At 38.8% G+C, this 22,586-nt stretch carries 15 protein-coding genes and 1 pseudogene; 15 read left to right on the top strand and 1 reads right to left on the bottom strand.

All coding sequences use genetic code 11. From position 1 onward, the window contains the following. Window positions 1-22 precede the first annotated feature (22 nt). The 7 genes from HMPREF2795_RS01735 (at window position 23) to HMPREF2795_RS01705 (ending at window position 10,006) form a co-directional block, all read left to right on the top strand. Entirely contained in the window at window positions 23-2,179 is a 2,157-nt protein-coding gene (locus tag HMPREF2795_RS01735; protein WP_001011705.1) for a LicD family protein, read from the top strand. Window positions 2,180-2,223: 44 nt separating this feature from the next. Then, a complete protein-coding gene (locus HMPREF2795_RS01730) occupies window positions 2,224-3,036 on the top strand; it encodes a LicD family protein (protein WP_001290851.1) in 813 nt (270 codons plus the stop codon). Window positions 3,037-3,073: 37 nt separating this feature from the next. Then, a complete protein-coding gene (locus HMPREF2795_RS01725; protein ID WP_000848951.1) occupies window positions 3,074-5,608 on the top strand; it encodes an MBL fold metallo-hydrolase in 2,535 nt (844 codons plus the stop codon). 283 nt (window positions 5,609-5,891) lie between these two features. After that, a protein-coding gene (gene prfB, locus HMPREF2795_RS01720; protein ID WP_148130293.1) for a peptide chain release factor 2 occupies window positions 5,892-6,987 on the top strand; the annotation gives its coding sequence in 2 pieces (ribosomal slippage) (window positions 5,892-5,963 and window positions 5,965-6,987; 1,095 coding nt in all). A 15-nt stretch (window positions 6,988-7,002) separates the two neighbouring features. After that, on the top strand, window positions 7,003-7,695 hold the full coding sequence (gene ftsE / locus HMPREF2795_RS01715; protein WP_049508675.1) for a cell division ATP-binding protein FtsE: 693 nt from the start codon (window positions 7,003-7,005) through the stop codon (window positions 7,693-7,695). Next, window positions 7,688-8,614, top strand: coding sequence for a permease-like cell division protein FtsX (gene ftsX, locus HMPREF2795_RS01710; RefSeq protein WP_000625530.1), 927 nt, complete (start codon window positions 7,688-7,690; stop codon window positions 8,612-8,614). The genes ftsE and ftsX overlap by 8 nt, the downstream gene beginning before the upstream one ends. Window positions 8,615-8,851: 237 nt before the next feature. Next, window positions 8,852-10,006, top strand: a complete 1,155-nt coding sequence (locus HMPREF2795_RS01705) for an MFS transporter (protein ID WP_075228071.1) — start codon at window positions 8,852-8,854, stop codon at window positions 10,004-10,006. Between the two features lie 286 nt (window positions 10,007-10,292). On the opposite strand, the gene HMPREF2795_RS01700 is transcribed toward HMPREF2795_RS01705, so the two are convergent. Continuing rightward, window positions 10,293-10,913, bottom strand: coding sequence for a TVP38/TMEM64 family protein (locus tag HMPREF2795_RS01700; RefSeq protein ID WP_045763499.1), 621 nt, complete (start codon window positions 10,911-10,913; stop codon window positions 10,293-10,295). Window positions 10,914-11,049: 136 nt separating this feature from the next. Here HMPREF2795_RS01700 and HMPREF2795_RS01695 point away from each other — a divergent pair, with 136 nt between their 5' ends. From HMPREF2795_RS01695 to HMPREF2795_RS01660, 8 genes and pseudogenes are all read left to right on the top strand, one after another. Continuing rightward, entirely contained in the window at window positions 11,050-13,695 is a 2,646-nt protein-coding gene (locus HMPREF2795_RS01695) for a DEAD/DEAH box helicase family protein (protein WP_075228070.1), read from the top strand. A gap of 75 nt (window positions 13,696-13,770) precedes the next feature. Further along, window positions 13,771-16,771, top strand: a pseudogene (locus tag HMPREF2795_RS01690) (HsdR family type I site-specific deoxyribonuclease). Between the two features lie 11 nt (window positions 16,772-16,782). After that, a complete protein-coding gene (locus HMPREF2795_RS01685; RefSeq protein ID WP_075228069.1) occupies window positions 16,783-17,448 on the top strand; it encodes a DNA/RNA non-specific endonuclease in 666 nt (221 codons plus the stop codon). A gap of 16 nt (window positions 17,449-17,464) precedes the next feature. Further along, entirely contained in the window at window positions 17,465-18,469 is a 1,005-nt protein-coding gene (locus HMPREF2795_RS01680) for a hypothetical protein (protein WP_075228068.1), read from the top strand. Window positions 18,470-18,498: 29 nt separating this feature from the next. After that, window positions 18,499-19,041 carry a hypothetical protein gene (locus HMPREF2795_RS01675; RefSeq protein WP_075228067.1) on the top strand — a complete coding sequence of 181 codons (543 nt, stop codon included), beginning with the start codon at window positions 18,499-18,501 and terminating at the stop codon, window positions 19,039-19,041. A gap of 15 nt (window positions 19,042-19,056) precedes the next feature. Then, window positions 19,057-20,280, top strand: coding sequence for a restriction endonuclease subunit S (locus HMPREF2795_RS01670; protein WP_075228066.1), 1,224 nt, complete (start codon window positions 19,057-19,059; stop codon window positions 20,278-20,280). A 10-nt stretch (window positions 20,281-20,290) separates the two neighbouring features. Next, the gene (locus HMPREF2795_RS01665) at window positions 20,291-20,869 is read left to right on the top strand and encodes a hypothetical protein (protein ID WP_075228065.1); all 579 of its coding nucleotides are present in this window, start codon (window positions 20,291-20,293) and stop codon (window positions 20,867-20,869) included. A gap of 47 nt (window positions 20,870-20,916) precedes the next feature. Then, the gene (locus tag HMPREF2795_RS01660; RefSeq protein WP_075228064.1) at window positions 20,917-22,518 is read left to right on the top strand and encodes a type I restriction-modification system subunit M; all 1,602 of its coding nucleotides are present in this window, start codon (window positions 20,917-20,919) and stop codon (window positions 22,516-22,518) included. Window positions 22,519-22,586 lie beyond the last annotated feature (68 nt).

Genomic DNA, 22,586 nt, shown 5'->3' with positions numbered 1-22,586 from the left:
ATGTCATTTAAAGGAGTTGAAGATGAATTTTTCAAAAACGAATGAATGCTTTGAAAAATCAAAATTTTGGATTTCATATCTGTTTGTTTTTATTTCGATTTTAAGCATGAGTTCACTAGTCTATAAAGTAACAAATCCTGTTTACAAGGGATTATCAGCAGTTGTTGTTCTTTGTATTTGTTTAACCTTATTGTTAAATTGGAAACGAATAGAAATCGATAAGAAATTCCTAGGTTTATTTGGGCTTTTGACGGGGAGTCATCTAGTAGCAACACTGGTTAATCGTTCAGGCCACTTACTTGGAAATATGGTTGAAATCTTCTTTATGATAACTTACATTTTACTATTTACCATGGTGAATTTAGAGTATCTAAAGAAGTTAATTCGCTTGATTGCAGGAACGGTTCAAATTGTTTCTTTTTTCTCAGCCATATTTGCTTTTGTTCTTTTAATATTTAGAGTCTTAATATTATTTAAAATTGGAGAACAATCCTATTATTATGGTGTTATGAATGGACGCTTGTGGGGAATTGTTAATCCAAATGCAAGTGCTATTTTTTCTTATATCAGCATTGTTTTTGCTTTGTACCTTATTCATAAAGGAAGTAAATACTCAGTTTATCTAAAGATAAATAATCTGATTCAGTTAATCTATTTTGCAACCATGCAGAGTAGAGGAGCACTCTTATCAGTCATTTTGATGCTTGGAATTTATTGTCTTTTTATTTCTAGAGGAAAATTACTCAAAAAATGGCTTACTTTTCTAGTAGCTAGTATCTTACTCACAGGTAGTAATATTGGTATTAGTTATGTAACTTCTATATACATTTCAGCAGCCAAGGCAACTGTAATTGACTTAAATAAAGGCAAATCATATTCAGAGACAGATTCGGACGTAGCCAAGAAAAACGGGGAACTTCACCTAATCGAGACGACACCAAGTGGTCGTACTTATATCTGGAAAAATGCTATTAAAATGGGAAGTGCAAAACCGTTATTTGGCTATGGTGTTCGAAATGTTACCGATTACTATAAAGAGTACTTTAGTAAATTTGAAATTCAGAATTCGCTGATTGGTGGGAACTTCCACAATATATTTGTAACAATTTTTGTAAGTTCAGGATTATTAGGTTTACTTTCTTTCATCATTTTAATAAGTTATATCGCTGGAAGATTTGTTACTTATTTAATTGTGTCTAAGAAGAATAGCGAAAAATTTATTATGATTCTATTTTTTGGTATTTTATTTGGACAATTGTTTGAAAGTCAGATCATGTATTCTACAAACTTTATCAATATTATTTTCTGGTTAGTGATTGGTTATGGTTTAACAGTCTGTTCGAAAGAAAAAAATATCCGTTATGAGGAAGTGACAGATATTTCTGAAATCCAACAGATGGAATTAGGAATCATGGAGTATATTCATGAAGTTTGTCAGAAAATTGGTGTTAAGTATTTCTTAGCTTATGGTAGCTTAATTGGCGCAGTTCGTCATCAAGGTTTTATTCCATGGGATGATGATATGGATATTTGTATGCTTCGAGATGATTATGAAAAATTACAAGATTATTTGATTGCCCATCCAGATGAACGATACGAAGTCATGTCTTATAAAAATAATATCAATTATGTTTATCCTTTCATGAAGGTTCAAGATAATCGAACCTACCTACTTGAGGAAGATGTGCGAATTGATTCAAATATGGGTATCTATGTAGATATTTTCCCTGTAGATGGTTATGAAGATGATCAGGCGTTTAAGGATAAAATGACTAAAATCATCAAGAAACGCCAGTTAAGTTGTTATACTTTCAAAGGAATTACGAATACTAAAAGTGTAGTAAATTCAATTATCCGCTATATTTCTGTTATTATCTTTTATTTCACAAACACAAATAAGTACGTTTCTCAAATCGATGAATTGGCAAAATCTAGAAAAGTAGAAGATTATGAACAAGTAGACTATCTTATCTATAAAGATATGAATAAACCTGTTTGGAAACGAGAATGGTTAGAAGATGTTGAAATTGGTAATTTTGAAGGGAAAGAATTTTTGATACCAAAACACTACCATGAAATTCTTACTTCCGATTATGGAAACTATATGCAGTTGCCACCAGTGGAGCAACAGGTTTCCCATCATGACTTCAAACTGTGGAAAATTGTAGAGAATGGATAATATTTTTTCATCTTAGGAAAGAGTAAAAAATAGGAGTGACAAAGATGTCTGAGAAAATTTTAAGTCTAGAAGAGATCAAGCAAGTAGAACTTGATATTCTAGAGTATTTACATAAAATCTGTGAAAAACATGATATTAAATATTTTATCGATTTTGGAACCTTGCTTGGGGCTGTACGTCATAAAGGCTTTATTCCTTGGGATGATGATACAGACATTTCTTTAGCTAGAGATGAATTTGAAAAGTTATACGCAGTTCTAAAAAACGATAACCACCCATACTATAAGCTGATTTCTTTTAGAGAAACGAAGGGTTATCCATATAGTTATATGCGTGTTTACGATATTCGAACACGGAGAGATTCGAATCTTTTAGATCCAAGTGTTGTGCTTGGAACTTGCGTAGATGTCTTCCCGTACGATGGTCTTGTTACGGACGAACAAGATCGTAAGAAAATGAAACTATATAAACAACTAATTCGTCTATCGTCTTTGAACTTTAAAGGAATTAAATACGAAAACGGAGGGATTAAAAATCTTCCTCGTTATATCGCGTCAGCAATATTCAGATTTACATCTCCTCAATTCTGGAATCAAAAGCTAGAACAACTTGCCTTAAAATACAGTGTTGAAAATTCTACAGACTTGGTTTGTTCAACTTATGATTCATACTATCCAGCTGGCATTAAAGCAGAATGGCTGTATGATACAATTGATATGCCATATGAAAATCTAATCCTAAAAGTACCAAGAAGATATCATGAGATTCTTGTCTATGAATTTGGGGAAGATTATATGACTCCGCCTCCTGCTGACAAACAGATACCAGGAAATGAGAAGAATTATTGGATTGATTAGCGAAAGAGTATATAAAAAATAGAAAGTTGAATGCCTTATGAAAACTATTAAAAAATCAATATTACTTAGTGCCTTGATCTTATCGGCATCAATAATTCAAGCACAAACAGTAAATGCAGATACAATCTCAGCAGGTTCAGGGAATCGTATCCACTTTATCAATACAAAAGCTAACTCTGGAAGTGATGCTATTTTACTAGAAAGTAATGGTCATTATGCTTTGATTGATATGGGAGAGGATTATGACTTTCCGGATGGAACGGATACACGTTATCCAAATCGATGGGGAATTTCTATTAACAATTATCAAGTTTTGGAAGATCGGTTGATTCGCCATCTTGATCAATTAGGTGTCAAGAAATTAGATTTTATATTAGGAACTCATGTTCATAGCGACCATATTGGTGGAGCAGATGAAATTCTTAATCGCTATCAAGTCGATAAATTCTATTTGAAAAAATATTCGGATCAACGAATTACAAGCACTTGGGGATTGTGGGATAACCTTTTCAATTATGATAATGCTCTTCGTGCTGCACAGAATAAGGGAGTTACACTTATTCAAGACATAAAAGATGAAGATAGCAAGTTCAAATTTGGGGATATGGATATTCAACTTTATAATTATAAAAATGAATATGATGCTGATGGAAACCTAAAAAGAGTTCTTGATGATAATTCCAATTCAATTGTTGCAGTAGTGACTGTAGCAGGAAAAAGAATTTATCTTGGTGGCGATTTGGATAATGCTGAGGGAGCTGAAGATAAATTAGGGCCTGTTATTGGAAAAGTGGATATGATGAAATGGAATCACCATTACGATGCCAAGGTTTCTAATACAATTGGTTTCATTGAACACCTTTCTCCTAGTATGATTATCCAAACAACTGGAGGAGATATTAACCTCGCTTCAACGAGAGACTATCTAAAAAATAAAAATATTCAAGTGATTCATGCATCAAGTAAAACTCAGGATGCAACTGTATTTGATATTAGTGATAAAGGCTTTACAAATGTCTCAGGAGATTTTCCGAATATTCCTACTGTTGAAGAGAAATGGTATAAAGAAGATGGTTACTGGAAGTATCGTTTAAAAGATGGTCAGATGGCTATTGGTTGGCATGATATTGCTGGTGCTACATATTTCTTTAACGGAAAAGGTCAAATGCAGAGTGGTCGTTGGCTCCGTATCACTGACGAATGGAATGGAGAACCAAAATTTAATGATTACTACCTAAACAATGATGGTAAAATGCAGACGGGTGGTTGGTTCTATCATGATAATACTTGGTACTATATCCAGTCAAACGGTGCAAGACGTTACAATGAACTAGCTGAAATTGGTGGTCAAAAATACCTCTTTGATAAGGATGGTAAAATGCTAACTGGCTTACAAGTCTTCAATGGTAAGAAGATGCTCTTTGCAAGTAGTGGTGCTCTTCAAACAGAAGGAACTGCATCTAGTTGGCAAAAAATAGATGGAAACTGGTACTACTTTGATGAAGAGGGAACTCGAATCGTTGGAAAAAAAGAAATCAATGGAGCTACCTATTATTTCAATCAAGAAGGGATGATGCAAACCGGTTGGATCTTTACTGAAGGTCATTGGAACTATTTTGCAAGTTCTGGAGCTATGAAAACAGGTTGGGTTAAGGATAAGGGTACATGGTATTATCTGGATAAAGACGGTGTCATGCTAACGGGTCTTCAAGAGATTGATGGCACTCGTTATTACCTCAATGCAAGTGGAGCTATGCAGACCGGTTGGAAATGGTTAGACAATCATTATTACTACTTCACAACTAGTGGATCTATGAAGACAGGTTGGCTTAAAGATAAAGAACTCTGGTACTATCTAGATAAAGACGGCATCATGTTAACAGGTCTTCAAGAGATTGATGGAACCCGATATTACCTTAATACAAGTGGAGCCATGCAAATTGGTTGGAAATGGTTAGACAATCATTATTACTACTTCGCAACTAGCGGAGCTATGAAGACAGGTTGGTTCAAAGATAAAGGGCTTTGGTACTATCTCAAACCTGAGGACGGTGTCATGGCAACAGGTCTTCTAAATGTTGATGGCACTCGTTATTATCTCAATGCAAGTGGAGCTATGGAGACAGGATGGCAATTGCTAGATAACCAGTATTACTACTTTACAGAAAGTGGAGCCATGAAGACAGGTTGGTTCAAAGACAAAGGACTTTGGTACTATCTCAAACCTGAGGATGGTGTCATGGCAACAGGTCTTCTAGATGTCGATGGCACTCGTTATTATCTCAATGCAAGCGGAGCTATGCAGACTGGCTGGAAACAACTGAATGGCAACTGGTACTATTTCCAAGCAGATGGTTCCTTATTGAGAAATGGAACAACACCTGATGGTTACAAGGTCAATCAAGATGGCATTTGGAGCTTGAATCCTGATAAAGTAGAAGTTCAGGAAAGTCAAGAAAAGCCTAAGAAGGATTCTGATAAGCTAGTAGAGAAGGAAGAAAAATCGGCAGAAGTCAATGAAAAAGATGAAGCTGCTGAAACAAAACCGACTTTGAAGGCAGATAAAGAATGATCTTAGTTGCTTTGCTAGAAAGCTGATTAGGTGCTACGTTCAGACCTGTCAGATACTTTTCTTTTAAAATAGTATTTATATACATCTCAGAGAATCAATCAATGTTTTTAGAATGAGAATATTGGTCAGCTTTGGGGTGTTTTTTGATTCTTTAAACCCTAACTTGTTGAAAGAACCCCTTCGTCTTCAAATAGAAATATTTTGATAAGAAATTTTAAAAAACACCGATTAGATAAATAAGAAAAATTATGGTATAATAAAACGATACAAAAAAGGAGTATATATGGACATTTCAGAAATTCGTCAAAAAATTGACGCCAATCGTGAAAAATTAGCTTCTTTTAGGGGGTCTCTTTGACCTCGAAGGGTTAGAAGAAGAAATTGCCATTTTGGAAAACAAAATGACAGAACCTGATTTTTGGAACGATAATATTGCGGCCCAAAAAACGTCGCAAGAATTAAATGAATTAAAAAATACCTACAATACCTTCCATACCATGGAAGAGTTGCAGGATGAGGTTGCAATCTTGCTAGACTTTTTAGCAGAGGATGAGTCTGTTAAGGATGAGTTGGTGGAGAAGCTAGCTGAGCTAGATCAGATGATGACTAGCTACGAGATGACCTTGCTCTTATCAGAGCCTTATGATCATAATAATGCTATTTTAGAGATTCACCCAGGATCTGGTGGAACAGAAGCTCAAGACTGGGGCGATATGCTCCTTCGTATGTACACTCGTTATGGTAACGCTAAAGGCTTTAAGGTTGAAGTCTTGGACTATCAAGCTGGTGATGAAGCAGGAATTAAGTCGGTGACCTTGTCTTTTGAAGGGCCAAATGCTTATGGACTTCTCAAGTCAGAAATGGGAGTTCACCGTTTGGTACGTATCTCACCATTTGACTCAGCTAAGCGTCGTCACACCTCGTTTACTTCTGTAGAAGTTATGCCAGAGTTGGATGATACTATTGAAGTTGACATCCGAGAAGATGATATCAAGATGGATACTTTCCGCTCGGGTGGAGCAGGTGGACAAAACGTCAACAAGGTTTCAACAGGTGTCCGTTTGACCCACATTCCGACAGGGATTGTCGTTGCATCAACCGTTGACCGTACTCAGTACGGAAACCGTGACCGTGCGATGAAGATGCTCCAGGCAAAACTCTATCAAATGGAGCAGGAAAAGAAAGCTGCTGAGGTAGATGCCCTTAAGGGGGATAAGAAAGAAATCACATGGGGAAGTCAGATTCGCTCCTATGTATTCACCCCTTATACCATGGTGAAGGATCACCGTACCAGTTTTGAAGTTGCGCAGGTAGATAAGGTCATGGATGGAGACTTAGATGGTTTCATCGATGCCTATCTAAAATGGCGTATTAGTTAAAAGAAAGGAAGTCACATGTCGATCATTGAAATGAGAGATGTTGTCAAAAAGTATGACAACGGGACAACAGCCCTACGTGGCGTCTCTGTGAACATTGAACCAGGAGAGTTTGCCTATATCGTAGGTCCTTCAGGTGCAGGTAAGTCAACCTTTATCCGTGCCTTGTATCGTGAGGTTAAAGTTGAAAAAGGAAGTTTGCAGGTTGCAGGTTTTAACCTCGTGAAGATTAAAAAGAAAGATATTCCGCTCCTTCGTCGTAATGTTGGAGTTGTCTTTCAGGATTACAAACTTTTGCCAAAGAAAACCGTTTATGAGAACATTGCTTACGCAATGGAGGTTGTCGGTGAAAGCCGTCGCAATATCAAAAAACGTGTTATGGAAGTTTTGGATCTTGTTGGTTTAAAACACAAGGTTCGTTCATTCCCTAATGAATTGTCAGGTGGTGAGCAGCAACGTATCGCCATTGCTCGCGCTATCGTAAACAATCCTAAAGTTTTGATTGCAGATGAACCAACAGGTAACTTGGACCCAGATAATTCATGGGAAATCATGAACCTTTTGGAGCGCATCAATCTTCAAGGGACAACTGTTTTGATGGCCACTCACAACAGCCAAATCGTAAATACCTTGCGCCACCGTGTCATTGCCATCGAGAATGGTCGTGTGGTTCGTGACGAAGCGAAAGGAGAGTACGGATACGATGATTAGTAGATTTTTCCGCCACCTATTCGAAGCTTTAAAGAGTTTAAAGCGTAATGGGTGGATGACCATTGCTGCTGTCAGTTCAGTAATGATTACCTTGACCTTGGTTGCTATTTTTGCCTCAGTTATCTTTAATACTGCAAAATTGGCAACGGATATCGAAAACAACGTTCGCGTCATGGTTTATGTCCGTAAAGACGTTGAAGACAATAGTGAAACCATTGTCAAAGAGGGCCAAACAGTTACAAACAATGATTACCACAAGGTTTATGATGCCCTCAAGGCTATGCCAGCTGTTAAAAATGTAACTTTCTCAAGTAAAGAAGAGCAGTACCAAAAGCTGACTGAAACCATGGGTGACGAGTGGAAGGTTTTTGAAGGAGATGCCAATCCTCTTCATGATGCCTACATCGTAGATACCAATTCACCAAGTGATGTGAAACCAGTCGCTGAAGAAGCTAAGAAAATCGAAGGAGTTTCGGAAGTTCAAGACGGTGGTGCCAATACGGAACGCCTCTTCAAGTTGGCTTCCTTCATCCGTGTTTGGGGATTGTTCATTGCAGGACTCTTGATTTTCATCGCGGTCTTCTTGATCTCAAATACCATTCGTATCACTATCATTTCACGTAGTCGTGAAATCCAAATCATGCGTTTGGTTGGTGCTAAAAACAGCTACATCCGTGGCCCATTCTTGCTAGAAGGAGCCTTTATTGGTTTGTTGGGAGCAGCTCTTCCATCAGTTCTGGTTTACTTTATCTATAACCGAGTATTCCAATCTGTCAACCCATCCTTGGTTGGACAAAACCTATCCTTGATTACCCCAGATACCTTTATTCCATTGATGATTGGTCTTTTGTTCCTCATCGGAATCTGTATCGGTTCACTTGGTTCAGGAATCTCAATGCGTCGATTCTTGAAAATCTAAGTAAGATAGTTTACTAAAATCTATAAAAGTAGGATTCAACAGGCTTCACCGAGTCTGATGGTCCTACTTTTTATGTTGAACTTATAAAGCAGTTGCTTGCCAATTTTTGGGAAACAGTGTATGATAGGAAAGGACCTTTTTGCTAAAAGAGTGATAGGGACTAGAAGAAAGGAATCTTTTTTCTCTAGAGTAATATCTAGCTCTTTTGACTTAACATAAATAATGAATGAGGATAAGATGAAACAATTTTTGGAAAAAGTGAGTATACTTTCCCTGTCGTTAGTATTGATCACATCATTTTCTATATCAAGTGCCCTACCAGCCATGTTTGACTATTATCAGGGCTATTCGACTGGTCAGGTCGAGCTCTTGGTCAGCCTTCCATCCTTTGGGATTATGGCCATGCTCCTCTTAAATGGAGTTTTAGAACGGATTTTTCCTGAACGTCTCCAGCTGACCTTGGGACTTTTGATTTTGTCAATCAGCGGAACAGCTCCCTTCTGGTATCAGGGGTACTACTTTGTCTTTGCTACTCGTCTCCTTTTTGGAATTGGTGTGGGGATGCTAAACGCCAAGGCCATCTCGATCATCAGTGAACGGTACCATGGCAAAACTCGTATCCAGATGCTTGGTTTTCGTGGCTCAGCTGAGGTGGTGGGAGCCTCTATCTTGACCTTGGCAGTCGGTCAACTTTTGGCCTTTGGGTGGACCGCAACCTTCCTAGCCTATGCAGCAGGTCTAGTAGTTCTTGTACTCTTCCTTCTCTTTGTCCCTTATAACAAAGAAGAAGTTCATGAGTCCAAGCAAAAGACAGAAGAAGTAGTAAGATTGACTCGCTCTATGAAACAGTTGATTTTCTTTCTAGCCATCGGGGCTGCAGTCATTGTATGTACCAATACAGCCATTACCTTCCGTATTCCTAGTCTCATGATTGAGGCAGGCTTTGGAGATGCTCAATTGTCAAGCCTGGTACTCAGTGCCATGCAGTTGATTGGAATTCTGGCGGGAATTAGCTTTTCTTTCCTCATCTCTGCCTTTAAGGAAAAATTGTTATTGGTTGCGGGTGTAACCTTTGGTATCGGGCAAATCATCATTGCTCTCTCACCTTCTCTCTGGGTAGTCGTTGCAGGTTCGGTCTTAGGAGGATTTGCTTACAGTATCGCTCTTACGACAGTCTTTCAATTGATATCTGAAAGAATCCCAGCAAAACTTCTCAACAAAGCAACTTCCTATGCTGTTTTGGGATGTAGTTTTGGTGCCTCGTTAACACCTTTTGTTCTTTCAGGAATTGGCTTAGTAACAACGAATGGTCGAATGACCTTTATCATTCTAGGAGTATGGATGATTGCGACATCAGTCCTTGTTTCTCTCCTACTGAAAAAAGAAGCTTAACAAAAAGAGGCTGGGCAAAAAGTTTTTATAATCAGAAAACGCATACTATCAGGTGTTGAAAAGCCTTGATATTATGCGTTTTATTTTTTTCATTTTCTGATAATACTCTTCGAAAATCTCTTCAAACCACGTCAGCTTCACCTTGGATTACATATGTGACTGACTTCGTCAGTCTTATCTACAACCTCAAAGCAGTGCTTTGAGCAACCTGCGGCTAGCTTTCTAGTTTGCTCTTTGATTTTCATTGAGTATAAAATTGAGTTTTTGATCAACCTTTTTTTAGTGGTCAGGCGAACATTTGCCAAAAGTAATCAATGATGTAGGTCAATCCATAAGTGTAAACAACCAGGGTAAAGGGCTTGGTCAAGATGATGATGGTCATGTAGCGCTTGAAGCTCATCTTGGTCAGAGCAGCCAGCATACAGAGAAAGTCCGCTGGACTAACTGGCCAAATCATCATAAAAATAAAGAAACGGTCAAAACGATTGCCCTTATCCAACCAGCCAATGTACTTATCATAGGTGCGCTTACTGACGACAGACTGAACAAAGGGGGCTCCGTAGAGACGCACCAAGTAAAAGATAATGGCGCAACCAATAACAATACCAATATAGTTGTAAATCGTCCCCACGATATGCCCGTAGATAAAGACACCGGCAACGGATGTCAGAGCACCAGGAATGATAGGAACAACCGTCTGCAAAATCTGTAAAAAGATAAAGAGTGGTGGCCCCCAGATACCGGCCTGTTGGATAAAGGCAGATAGGGTTTCCTTAGAATGCAAGACTCCAGCCTGATAGGCCCAGATACAGAAAATCAAAGTACCAACTCCACCGATGATGGAAGAAATATTAATTGCTTGCTGTAGAAGGGGAGAAACAGCTTTCATTTCTTTATCGTGTGACATGTAAACTCCTCTTGTGTAGTATGATTCTACTATACCATATTTTAAGGAGAAAGACTATATGGGAAACTTCGTGTGACTTAGTCTCAAGTATGGTAAAATGGGAATAAGAAAATGACAGCTTAGAATGAGGAAAATCATGTTAGGATTGAAGTTTAATGGTACTTGGCGCAACTATCAAAAGCAGGTTTTGGATAAGTTCCAAGAATACCAGGCAGATGGCCATGTCCACCTTGTGGCAGCACCAGGTTCAGGGAAAACAACCATAGGAATCGAGTTGATTGCCCGCTTTGATAAGCCTGCCCTCGTTTTGGTACCGACGGTGACCATCCGGGAACAATGGGTGGATAGGATTCGCCAGGCCTTTTTAGAGGATGAGGACCAAGTCACAAATCTCGTGTCCCAAAATCTCAAGGACATGAAGCGAATTACCATCGCCACCTACCAAGCTTTTCACAGCGCTATGCAACAGGTACAATCTCAAGAGGATAATGGCGAGATTGAGGACTATGTCGGATTTGACCTAATTGCCAGCCTCAAGGAAAGGGGCGTTGAAACCCTCTGTCTGGACGAATGCCATCATTTGAGAAATGAATGGTGGAAAAGCTTAGAAGACTTCCGTAAAAGCTACCAGCAACTGAAAGTCATCTCTCTCACTGCGACACCGCCTTATGACAGTGAACCAGAACTCTGGGAACGCTATCTCCAGATGTGTGGCGAGATTGACCAAGAAATCACAGTGCCAGAACTAGTCAAGGAAGATACTCTTTGCCCTCATCAGGACTTTGTCTATATCTGTTTTCCGACTAAGGAAGAGGACAAGCGCTTAGAAGAGTTTGAAGACACCAAGTGGCAGTATGTCAGACAACTAGTCCTTGATCCTGACTTCCAAGAGCTGATTCGGAGTTCCAAGGTCCTCAAAGGGGAAATCTCTGCGGATATGCTCCTTGAAGATCCCAAGTATCTCTCAGCGCTCCTCATTTATCTACAAGCTCAAAAACAGGAAATTCCCAAGCATCTACAAGATTTACTAGGAGCTGAAGGCTTGCCTGCCCTCAATTATTATTGGCTAGAAGTTCTCTTGCAAGGCCTTCTCTATCAGACTCCTGACTGGTATGAGGATCCGCAGGAGACAAAGAAAAAGATAGAAGCAGAACTGAAATCAAGAGGATTGATTGAAAAACGTCAGGTTTTCTTGGTCAAATCCAAGGCCAATGACCAAATCCTCAACCAATCATTGGGGAAATTATCTGGAATTGCTGATATCTTTGCGACCGAGTATGCTAGCCTCGGAAAAGACTTGAGACAACTAGTCCTAGCAGACTATATTCGTAAGGACTTTGCTAACTATCTAGGGGATGATCAGGCACCCATCACTCAATTAGGTGTCCTACCTTACTTTGAAATAATTCGCAGAAGTGCACAAAAGCAAAGTTTTTCTGTCCCTATAGCAGTCCTTTCTGGTAGTGTCGTTATCATACCTGCCAGTGTCAAGGCTGAACTCGAAGCACTCATCCCAAACACTAGCTTGACCTTCTCTGCTATCGGAAAACTTGACCAAGGGACCTATCTCCGAGTAGGTTTTCCATCCATCTTTAAGGGGATGGTCGCAGCAGTGACCGAGCTCTTCCAACGTGGTTCTATCCAGGTCTTGGTCGGAACCAAGTCTCTCTTGGGAGAAGGATGGGATGCACCTTGCGTCAACTCTCTCATCCTCGGAAGTTTTGTCGGAAGCTTTATGCTCAGCAATCAGATGCGAGGGCGTGCCATTCGTGTCTGGTCAGGCCATCCAGAAAAGACCAGCAATATCTGGCACCTAGTAGCCATCAAACCTTACAAAAATCCAGTCTTTTCTAAGGAGGATCAAGAAGAACAAGACCTCAATCCATATCAGGACCTACAAACCCTTGCCCGTCGTATGGACCATTTCCTCGGTTTGTCCTATAAGGAAGATACCATCGAAACAGGTCTGGATCGCTTGAACTTTCCTGAGTTTCCATTTAAAAAAAAGAAACTCAAAGACTATAACGAGAAGATCATGGAACTATCCAAAGATCGTGCCTCGCTTCGTAAAAAATGGCAGGAATCTCTCATTGTTGTTGATAAGATTGAGATTGTCAACGAAGTGGCGACCGACAGCAAACGAATCCCTCTGCTTGCCTTGGCGGATGCTGAAAAGTGGCTTCGCTATGCTCTGATGGTATTTGCCATTAGTCTCCTGGCTTATGTCGTTCGACTAACCTTATTTGCCTTGCCATGGTTGACAGCTCTTTGTGGCCTCTTCCTAGCCATCACAGCATTTCGCTACTACAGTTACAAGAGTCCTTATAAACGCTTGCGCCAGATCGGTGAAGCTATTCGTAAGGTCATGGTGACTGCAGGGCATTTGTCTGATGACCAGTCGCGCGTGCAGGTCGATGAGGACAAGGATAGCTTTAACGTCTTTGCCTATCTAAAAGGTGGCAGTATGCGAGACAAGGAACTTTTTTCCAAGGCCTTGGGAGAATTCTTTGCACCAGTGGACAATCAACGCTACCTCTTAGTCGCTCAAAAAGCACCAGCAGGTCAGTCCAAGTATTTCGTAGTGCCTAGCCTCTTTGAAAAACGCAAGGAAGATGCCCAGCTCTTCCTAGATGCCGTCGCACCACAGCTAGGTGAGTACCATCTAGTTTACACCCGTAATGAAGCGGGCAGAAAAGTCTTACTCGAAGCCCGACTCAAATCCCTAGCCAACAAAAATGACCGTATCATCACCAAGAAGAAGGTCAAAAGTGCTTTGAAGTAGGGGGGGAAGAAGTTATTTCCACTTGGAATATGATATAATAATAGGGAGAATGCAGTCCCTGAAGGAGAAATATAGATGCAGGTAAAACCAGAACTGGAAATAGAAAAACAACTGATAAACCAGCTGGTAACTGGTGAAAGCCAATGGACTTATAGAGAAGACCTAAAAACAGAAGAACAACTATGGGACAATTTCTTTGAGAAACTAGCCCAAAACAACGTTGCTCTGCTAGCAGACCATCCCTTGACTGAGCAGGAAAAACGCCAGATTCAGAACCAACTCAACTTTGTCAGCTACTATGATGCTGCCAAGTGGTTGGTCGGAGAAAATGGCATTGCCAAAGTTGAGATTCAAAGAGAAGATGCAAGTCTAGGCACCATCCGTTTGTCAGTCATTTGGCGTGACAATATCGCAGCAGGAAAGTCTAGCTACGAAGTTGTCAATCAAGTTCAGAGAGAAAAAGTAAATCCTCTGGACCAAGACCGTAGATTGGATGTTACTCTCCTCATCAACGGTTTACCCATGATTCAAATCGAGCTCAAGAGTTCCCAAGCAGCATTTATCGATGCCTTTCATCAGATTAAAAAATATGACCGTGAAGGCAAGTTCCGTGGCATCTACTCTAGCTTGCAGATGTTTGTCGTGACCAACAAGGTCGATACTCGCTATATCGCTGCAGCTCGTGAAAATAAACTCAACAAGCAATTTCTAACCAAGTGGGTGGATAAGGACAATCATCCTGTGACAAATCTGACCAGCTTTGCGCATGAGGTCCTTTCTATCCCTCGTGCCCATCAGATGGTTATGCAGTATTCTGTCATTGATGATAGCAAGAAATCACTCATCCTTTTGCGCCCCTATCAGATCCATGCCATCGAAGCGGTGCAGGAAGCCTCTCGCCAGCAAGCATCAGGCTATGTTTGGCATACAACAGGTTCAGGGAAGACCTTGACCTCTTATAAGGTAGCTCGCAATCTCCTTCAAATTCCATCTATCCAAAAGACGATTTTTGTCGTTGACCGCAGGGATTTGGACCAACAAACCACATCATCCTTCCTCTCATATGCGACCAATGATGTCATCGATATCGATGAGACGGATAATACACATGATCTGGTCAAGCGCTTAGGAAGTAATGATAAGCGTGTCGTGGTGACAACCATCCAGAAAATCACCACCATGATGCGCAAGTTTGACCAAGGTCTTTACCAACGAGATGCGGACAAAATCAAGGGTCTCCGAGTAGCCTTTGTCGTGGATGAATGCCACCGTGCCGTGACACCACAAACACAAAAAGACATTAAAGCCTTTTTCCCTCAGTCCCTCTGGTATGGTTTTACAGGAACGCCCATCTTTAAGGAAAATAAACGCCAGCAGGTCGGTGACCTAGCTCAAACCACCCAGCAACAGTATGGAGACCGTCTCCATGAGTATACAGTCAAGGAAGCCATCCATGACGGTGCTGTCTTAGGCTTTAAGGTAGACTATCGCAATACCCTCATCACAGACCAGTCTGAAAATGACATACCTGATAGCGTCTATGAGAATGAAGAGCACATGCTGGAAGTCTTGGATGCTATTATCAATAAATCGCGCCAACAACTGGGCTTCCAAAAAGGAGTGGGCAATACCTACAATGCCATCCTAACCGTCAAGTCCATCCCTCAAGCCCAAGCCTACTATGACCTTCTCAAAAAAGTCAAGGCTGGACAGACACGAGTCAAGGTATCTGAGAGAGTCAAGATGGTCCTTCCGGATTTTCCAAAGGCGACCATTACCTACTCCGTTACGGAGAATGAAGAAGACTCAAGAACCAACCAAGACCACATGAAGCAGGTCCTAGAGGACTATAACCAAGAGTTTGATACTCACTTTACCATGGCGGATCTTCGTGGCTTTAATACCGATGTCAATAACCGTCTAGCCCGAAAACAGGATAAGTATCTCTATCGCAATGAACAGTTGGACTTGGTTATCGTAGTCAATCGTCTCCTAACTGGATTTGATGCCCCTTGTCTATCGACTCTTTTTATCGACAGAAAGCCCATGAAACCGCAGGATCTGATTCAGGCCTTTAGTCGAACCAATCGTATCTTTGATTCTAGTAAGAACTATGGCCATATCATCACCTTCCAAAAGCCTCTAGCCTTCAAGGAAGCAGTTGATAATGCCCTCAAGCTCTACTCAAATGGTGGTGAAAATGATGTCTTAGCTCCTAGCTGGGAAGAGGAAAAGAGAAACTTTTTGAGAAGTTGTAGAGATTTCCAAAATCTTATTGCTAATGAATCACTAGAAGGCTTCCCGCTGGAACAAATGTTGATTCCTCAGTTGAGAAAAATCGCCAAGGCCTACCAAGTCTTTGATAAGTATCTAGCTTCTATTCGAGTTTACAAGGAGTATGATGAAGCTGAGATTTACCAAGAGGCTGGCTTAGATGATGAATTGCTCGAAGCCTATCTCGGTCTCTATAAAAATATCCTTGCTGAACTAAAAGGTCGTGACGAAGAAGGGACTGGTGGAGAAGGGACTGGAGGTGACGATGATGGACCTTTTGATATCCACTATGAACTAGAGTCTATCCAAGTAGATGAGATTAACTACGCCTATATTCTGACCTTGATTCAAAGCCTGCTCGAGCAAGAGCAGAGTCCGGAAAAGAGTCTCAGTGCGCAAGACAGAGAAGCAGTGGATACCTATATCCAAAGTCTGGAGAAGTCCAATCCAAATCTTGCCCAGATCATCTCAGAGCTTTGGCAAGAAGTACAGGCAAATCCTGACCGTTACAGAGGTCAATCCATCGCCAATATCCTTGACCAGATGATTGAAGCAGTCATCCAGCAACATATCCAAGACTTTAGTAAGACTTGGTATGTGGGTGAAGATGAACTCCGCTACTATGTCAATCACTACCGTAAGGGAGCGAAAAAACAACTAGGAGAAAGTCAACTGACCAAGAGTCAGCGCTACAAGGACTATAAAGTTGAGGTGTCAGATGCCCTCAACCCACTCTTATATAAAAAACAAATCAAAGAAGCCTATACCCAAGGTGATTGAGCCGTTGAGGGTGGGGAGGTAGAGGAGATAATTATGAGTAAATTTCCAAAAGAAGAACTATTCTCTGATTTTTTTACAGATGATATGCTAAAAGAGTTAGGTGTGGAGTCAAAAAAAGAGTTGAAATATTGCATGGGTTCATTTGTTATGGATAACTCAATTAATAAGGAATATTTTTCTAACATAGACTTTGGACATCCGAAAAATTTTGATACTAATGACAATCTGCCAACTGGGGGAAATGGTATTATATCTTTAAAAACGATAAGAGAAGTTAGAGGAAGAGGTCCAAAAGGGACGTCGCCATTCAAAAAAACAGGATTTGACGCTGGCCATATTTTAGGTAGACAGCTTTTTAAGGGTACTCGTTTTAATACTAGTAAGAAGAATAAAAAAAATATATATAAGCAAACTAAATGGTCAAATCAGGGTAATCATAATACGGCCAAATGGGGCCATAATCAAACCTACATCGAGAACTATATTGTATATCAAATTAAAAATAAAACCCCAGATGCAGTGGTAAAATACAGAGCTAACTTAATATACTGTAATTCTGAGGAGAAAATACCAAGAGGTATCCATATAAGAAGTAGTTGTGAGCAAAATGAAGAGTTAAATTTCAATGTCTTTATTCCAAATGTTGAGATAGAAGGACGCATAGATTATAAAGATGATAATTTAGTGATTGTAAAATAATTGGAGATTAATGTAAATGAAAGTTCAATATTTTAATGTTTTTTTGAGTAGAAATGGTGAGAAGACAGATTATGATTTGTCTAAATTAATTGATATAATTCGAGTATCTTCTCCTATAGAAAGAACTGTAAAATTAGGAAGTCAGCATACGATGTTTATGAATAATAGTAGAATTCCATTACATCAGGTAACAACTGGATCATCATTAGAAGGGTACGAATACCTTCCTAGAAATAGAACAGTTTGGATTGGTAAATATCGTAGTGAAAAACCATATGAGGGAAAAATAGGTGAAGAAGAAATTAAACAAATTGATGGAGACCTTTTCGAACCTAGTGTTTGTTTAGTTATTCCCACCTCACATCTCTTTTTGATGGAAAGAAAATTTTTGGGTCCTTCAATCAATCAAATTGGAGAGTACTTATCAAGTTTTATAAAGAGTAAAGTTCCTAATGTTAAATATTCGGTGAAATTCGAGCCTTTGAAAACAGATAGTTTAAAACCTTTGATAGAAGCTTCTGAGAGTATCAAATCAATCGTGATTCAAATTAAAAATGAAGGTTTTCAATTGTCAAATTTGTTTCCAAATATCAACGATAGCAATAAAACGCTATTAGAAAAATTATTTGGTAATATGATTGAAGTTTCTGAAGAATTAGATATAAATACTACTACAGTAGCATTTAAAAAAAGTTGGTATAAGAGAGAAATGGACATAGAACGTATTTATAGAATATTGAATTTATTAAACCCAGAAGATGATAACTTAATATCAGCTAAAGTTGAATTTTTAAATCCAGAAACACATGAACCTGCTGAAATAGATTTTAAAAAAGAAGGGTTTTATATTCAGGAAAAGACATCTTCAAAGACTGATGATTTTGAAAAATTAGCTAATTTAATGACATCGCATTATTATGACGATCAGAATCGTATTAAGGATGTTCATTATCTTTCATTTGGTTCTTTGTTGTCTGTTGATGAGAGTGAATTTGATATCGTAACTGAAAATAGCATATAAAAATCCAAAACTAGAAAGGAGATGTTGTCATGCTTAAATTTATTGATAAATATTTTTGGTGGAGTTTATCGACTATAATTGTGTTAATTGTTGCAGTGTCTCTTTTTTTAGGAAATTATTTAGAGTTATATGATTGGTTTTACAAAAATGCCTATACAAATAATGCGAATTTAGTGACCATCTCAACAGTTTTTATTGGTATTTATTTTTCTTTATACGGTTTTTTATTAAGTTCAAATACAAATTCCCTTATATCAAAACTTAAGTTAAAAGAGTATAAGAGACTAGTCTCAATAGTTAATAGAGGATTTATATCTAGTTTTATTATCGTTATATTTTCTTTTTTTAATGAAAATATCTATAATTGGGTGGGTGAAATTTATATATTATTCCTGTTTTTTATTTTTCTCTTGCTTATTGGATCTGCAATTCAAATAGCTATTTATTTTACATTACTTTTTAGATATGACTTAAATAAAAAATATAATAGTTTTGAGGAAGATATACAAAATGAAATTTTAGATGACGAATTGCGTAAAAAGCTAAAACAATTTTTAGATAGAGAGTTATAAGAGTTGAGGAAAAGAATGATACCTAAAATTATTTTTAATAGAGAAAAGAAAGATTGGGTTAAAAGACCTTTATTATCTAATATAGAAAAAATCATAGATTACAGGGGTAGAACACCTAAAAAATTAGGTTTAAGTTGGAGTGATACAGGTTATCTAGCTTTATCGGCACTAAATGTAAAGAATGGCTATATTGATTTCAATGTTGATGCCAATTATGGAAATCAAGAATTGTATGACCGATGGATGGGCGATAAACATCTTCATAAAGGCCAGGTTGTTTTTACTACTGAAGCACCAATGGGAAATGTTGCACAGATTCCTAATGATGATTTGTATATTCTAAGTCAACGTACGATTGCCTTTGAAGTTAAGCATGATTTAATTAGAGAAGATTTTTTAGCTACTTTATTGCGTAGCCCAAAAATATTTAACGAATTAACTTCTTTGTCAAGTGGAGGAACTGCTAAAGGAGTTAGTCAAAAATCCTTATCAAATCTCAAGGTTTGTGTACCCGCATCATTAGAAGAACAATCCGCCATCGGCTCTCTTTTCCGCACCCTCGACGACCTTCTGGCTAGCTACAAGGACAATCTTGCCAACTACCAATCGCTCAAGGTGACCATGCTTTCCAAGATGTTTCCCAAAGCTGGACAGTCTGTTCCTGAGATTCGTTTGGAGGGATTTGAAGGTGAGTGGAAAATAAAACGTGCAGATGAGATTTTTAAATCAGTATCGGAGAAAAATAGAGCATTATTACCTGTGCTGTCTGCTTCTCAAATTGATGGTATGGTTTTGAGAGATGAAATAGGTATTGATATTAAGTATGATGAAGCTACTCTCAATAATTATAAGGTTGTCAAACCAGGTCAGTTTGTAATTCATTTACGTTCTTTTCAAGGAGGTTTTGCTTTATCTAAATTAGAAGGAATAACTTCACCTGCATATACAATTATAGATTTTATTGATAAAGAAAATCACTTATCAGGTTTTTGGAACTCGATTTTAACTTCGAAAGAGTTTATAAAACGGTTAGAGACAGTTACCTATGGAATTCGAGATGGGAAAAGTATTAGTTTTAAAGACTTTTCTAGCTTGAAATTTGTATTTCCAAATCTTGAAGAACAACAAGCTATCGGCTCTTATTTCTCTAATCTCGATAACCTCATCGCTGCTCACCAAGAAAAAATTTCTCAGCTAGAAACACTGAAAAAGAAACTCTTGCAGGAAATGTTTATATAGGAGATTAATTTTGGGTAATGAAGATTTATTAAATACAGTAAATTCACTAACTAATACATATTATGCCGCCTTAGGTTTTGTTGCAACTGTAATATTAGGAATTCTGGCATTTGTATTTTGGGATAGAGTAAATTTTAAAAAATCTCTTGAAAAAGAATTTAAAACTATTTTAAAAGAAGAACTTAAGAATCAAAAGTTTGAAATAGATTATTACTATTTGAAGTATTTGCCATTCATTAAAAAATTAGAAACACGCTATAAGGGTATGGGGATTAAAAAAGGTGGAATGATACGACCTTTTCTGAAATATTGTGATGAACCATTGAATGAGATGATAGCCTTGTATAATCGTTGTGTAAATACGTCTTTTCAACCATTTTTCGAAAGTTATTCAAGAGATTATTACGATATCTGTTACAAGATAATAGAAGACACAAGAGAATTTGCAACTTATAGATTAGATACGTTAACAGAAATGGAGCTAAACGCTATAGTAAAAGTGAATAGGTATATTCCACAATTGAATTATATATTTACAAAATATGATTATTTAGAGTTTAAAGCAATTGTATTGGATAAAGCTAATTAAACTATTTTTATGTATTGTTGAAATGATTAAGGATAGAAAGAAACATTATGGAAACAACACAAACGTCCCAGTCGCTCTACCAAGCCCTGTGGAACTCAGCGGATGTTCTCCGCTCTAAGATGGATGCTAATGACTACAAGTCCTATCTCTTGGGCATGGTCTTTTATAAGTATCTGTCAGACAAGATGCTCTTTTTCGTGGCTGAGACCATGGAAGAAGGGACAGATAGTCTTGAGGATGCCCTCGAGGTCTATCGCAACTACTACGAGGATGCGGAGACCCACGAGGATCTGGTCTCTGTCATGAATGACGAACTCAACTATATCATTAAGCCAGACCTGACCTTTACGGCTCTGGTATCGCGTGTCAATGAAGGAACTTTCCAGCTGGAAGACTTGGCTCAAGGTTTTCGTGATATCGAGCAGAGTGACGACCTCTATGAAAATCTCTTTGAAGATATCGACCTCTACTCTAAAAAGCTAGGGGCAACTCCGCAAAAGCAAAACCAAACAGTAGCAGCAGTTATGAAAGAGTTGGCTGTGCTAGATGTAGCTGGTCATGCTGGCGATATGCTGGGGGATGCCTATGAGTATCTGATCGGTCAGTTTGCGACTGACTCGGGCAAGAAAGCTGGTGAGTTCTATACGCCTCAGCCTGTTGCCAAGCTCATGACTCAGATTGCCTTTTTGGGTCGTGAAGACCAGCTAGGTTTTACCATCTATGATGCGACTATGGGGTCTGGCTCTCTCTTGCTCAATGCCAAGAAATACTCTCATAAACCGCAGACAGTCGTCTACTTTGGTCAGGAGCTCAATACCTCGACCTATAACCTAGCTCGGATGAACATGATTCTACACGGGGTTCCGGTTGAGAATCAATTTCTACACAATGCCGATACACTGGATGAAGACTGGCCGACTCAAGAACCGACCAACTTTGACGGTGTTCTCATGAACCCACCATACTCTGCCAAGTGGTCTGCAAGCTCTGGATTCCTGAATGACCCTCGTTTCTCTCCTTTTGGGAAACTGGCGCCTCAGTCCAAGGCTGACTTTGCCTTTCTCTTGCATGGATATTACCACCTCAAGCAGGATAATGGGGTTATGGCTATCGTCCTTCCTCACGGTGTTCTCTTCCGTGGCAATGCGGAGGGAACCATTCGTAAGGCCTTGTTAGAAGAAGGGGCTATTGATACGGTTATCGGTCTACCAGCCAATATCTTCTTTAATACCAGCATTCCGACCACGGTTATCATTCTCAAAAAGAACCGTACCAATCGTGATGTCTACTTTATCGATGCTTCTAAGGAGTTTGATAAAGGCAAAAACCAAAATATCATGACGGATGCCCATATCGAGAAGATTCTGGAAGCTTACAAGTCACGTGAGGAGATTGATAAGTTTGCCTACCTAGCAAGCTATGAAGAAATCGTCGAAAATGACTATAACCTCAACATCCCTCGTTACGTAGATACCTTTGAGGAAGAAGAAGTAGAGCCATTGACAGACATCGTCAGCAAGATTAACGAGACAAATCAAGCAATAGAAAGCCAAACAGCTTCTCTACTTGAAATGCTCAACCAACTCCACGGAACCACACCAGAAGCTGATGCTGAACTCAAAGAGTTTTTGAAAAACTTTAAAGGGTGATAGGCTTAATTGATTCGCTCATTATTAATTTACAACTTTGTTTCCGTATTTCCTGGAAACTAGTAAAA

This window comes from Streptococcus sp. HMSC056C01, from assembly GCF_001811305.1.
Classification (GTDB): domain Bacteria; phylum Bacillota; class Bacilli; order Lactobacillales; family Streptococcaceae; genus Streptococcus.
This window is presented reverse-complemented; position numbering and strand designations above follow the sequence as displayed.

Excerpts from the sequence above, each read along its gene's own strand:
- HMPREF2795_RS01670 (WP_075228066.1), top strand. The coding sequence starts at position 19,057 with ATGATACCTAAAATTATTTTTAATAGAGAAAAGAAAGATTGGGTTAAA.
- HMPREF2795_RS01685 (WP_075228069.1), top strand. The coding sequence starts at position 16,783 with ATGAGTAAATTTCCAAAAGAAGAACTATTCTCTGATTTTTTTACAGAT.
- ftsX (WP_000625530.1), top strand. The coding sequence starts at position 7,688 with ATGATTAGTAGATTTTTCCGCCACCTATTCGAAGCTTTAAAGAGTTTA.
- ftsE (WP_049508675.1), top strand. The coding sequence starts at position 7,003 with ATGTCGATCATTGAAATGAGAGATGTTGTCAAAAAGTATGACAACGGG.
- HMPREF2795_RS01735 (WP_001011705.1), top strand. The coding sequence starts at position 23 with ATGAATTTTTCAAAAACGAATGAATGCTTTGAAAAATCAAAATTTTGG.
- HMPREF2795_RS01660 (WP_075228064.1), top strand. The coding sequence starts at position 20,917 with ATGGAAACAACACAAACGTCCCAGTCGCTCTACCAAGCCCTGTGGAAC.
- HMPREF2795_RS01680 (WP_075228068.1), top strand. The coding sequence starts at position 17,465 with ATGAAAGTTCAATATTTTAATGTTTTTTTGAGTAGAAATGGTGAGAAG.
- HMPREF2795_RS01725 (WP_000848951.1), top strand. The coding sequence starts at position 3,074 with ATGAAAACTATTAAAAAATCAATATTACTTAGTGCCTTGATCTTATCG.
- HMPREF2795_RS01730 (WP_001290851.1), top strand. The coding sequence starts at position 2,224 with ATGTCTGAGAAAATTTTAAGTCTAGAAGAGATCAAGCAAGTAGAACTT.
- HMPREF2795_RS01700 (WP_045763499.1), bottom strand. The coding sequence starts at position 10,913 with ATGTCACACGATAAAGAAATGAAAGCTGTTTCTCCCCTTCTACAGCAA.
- HMPREF2795_RS01695 (WP_075228070.1), top strand. The coding sequence starts at position 11,050 with ATGTTAGGATTGAAGTTTAATGGTACTTGGCGCAACTATCAAAAGCAG.
- HMPREF2795_RS01675 (WP_075228067.1), top strand. The coding sequence starts at position 18,499 with ATGCTTAAATTTATTGATAAATATTTTTGGTGGAGTTTATCGACTATA.
- HMPREF2795_RS01705 (WP_075228071.1), top strand. The coding sequence starts at position 8,852 with ATGAAACAATTTTTGGAAAAAGTGAGTATACTTTCCCTGTCGTTAGTA.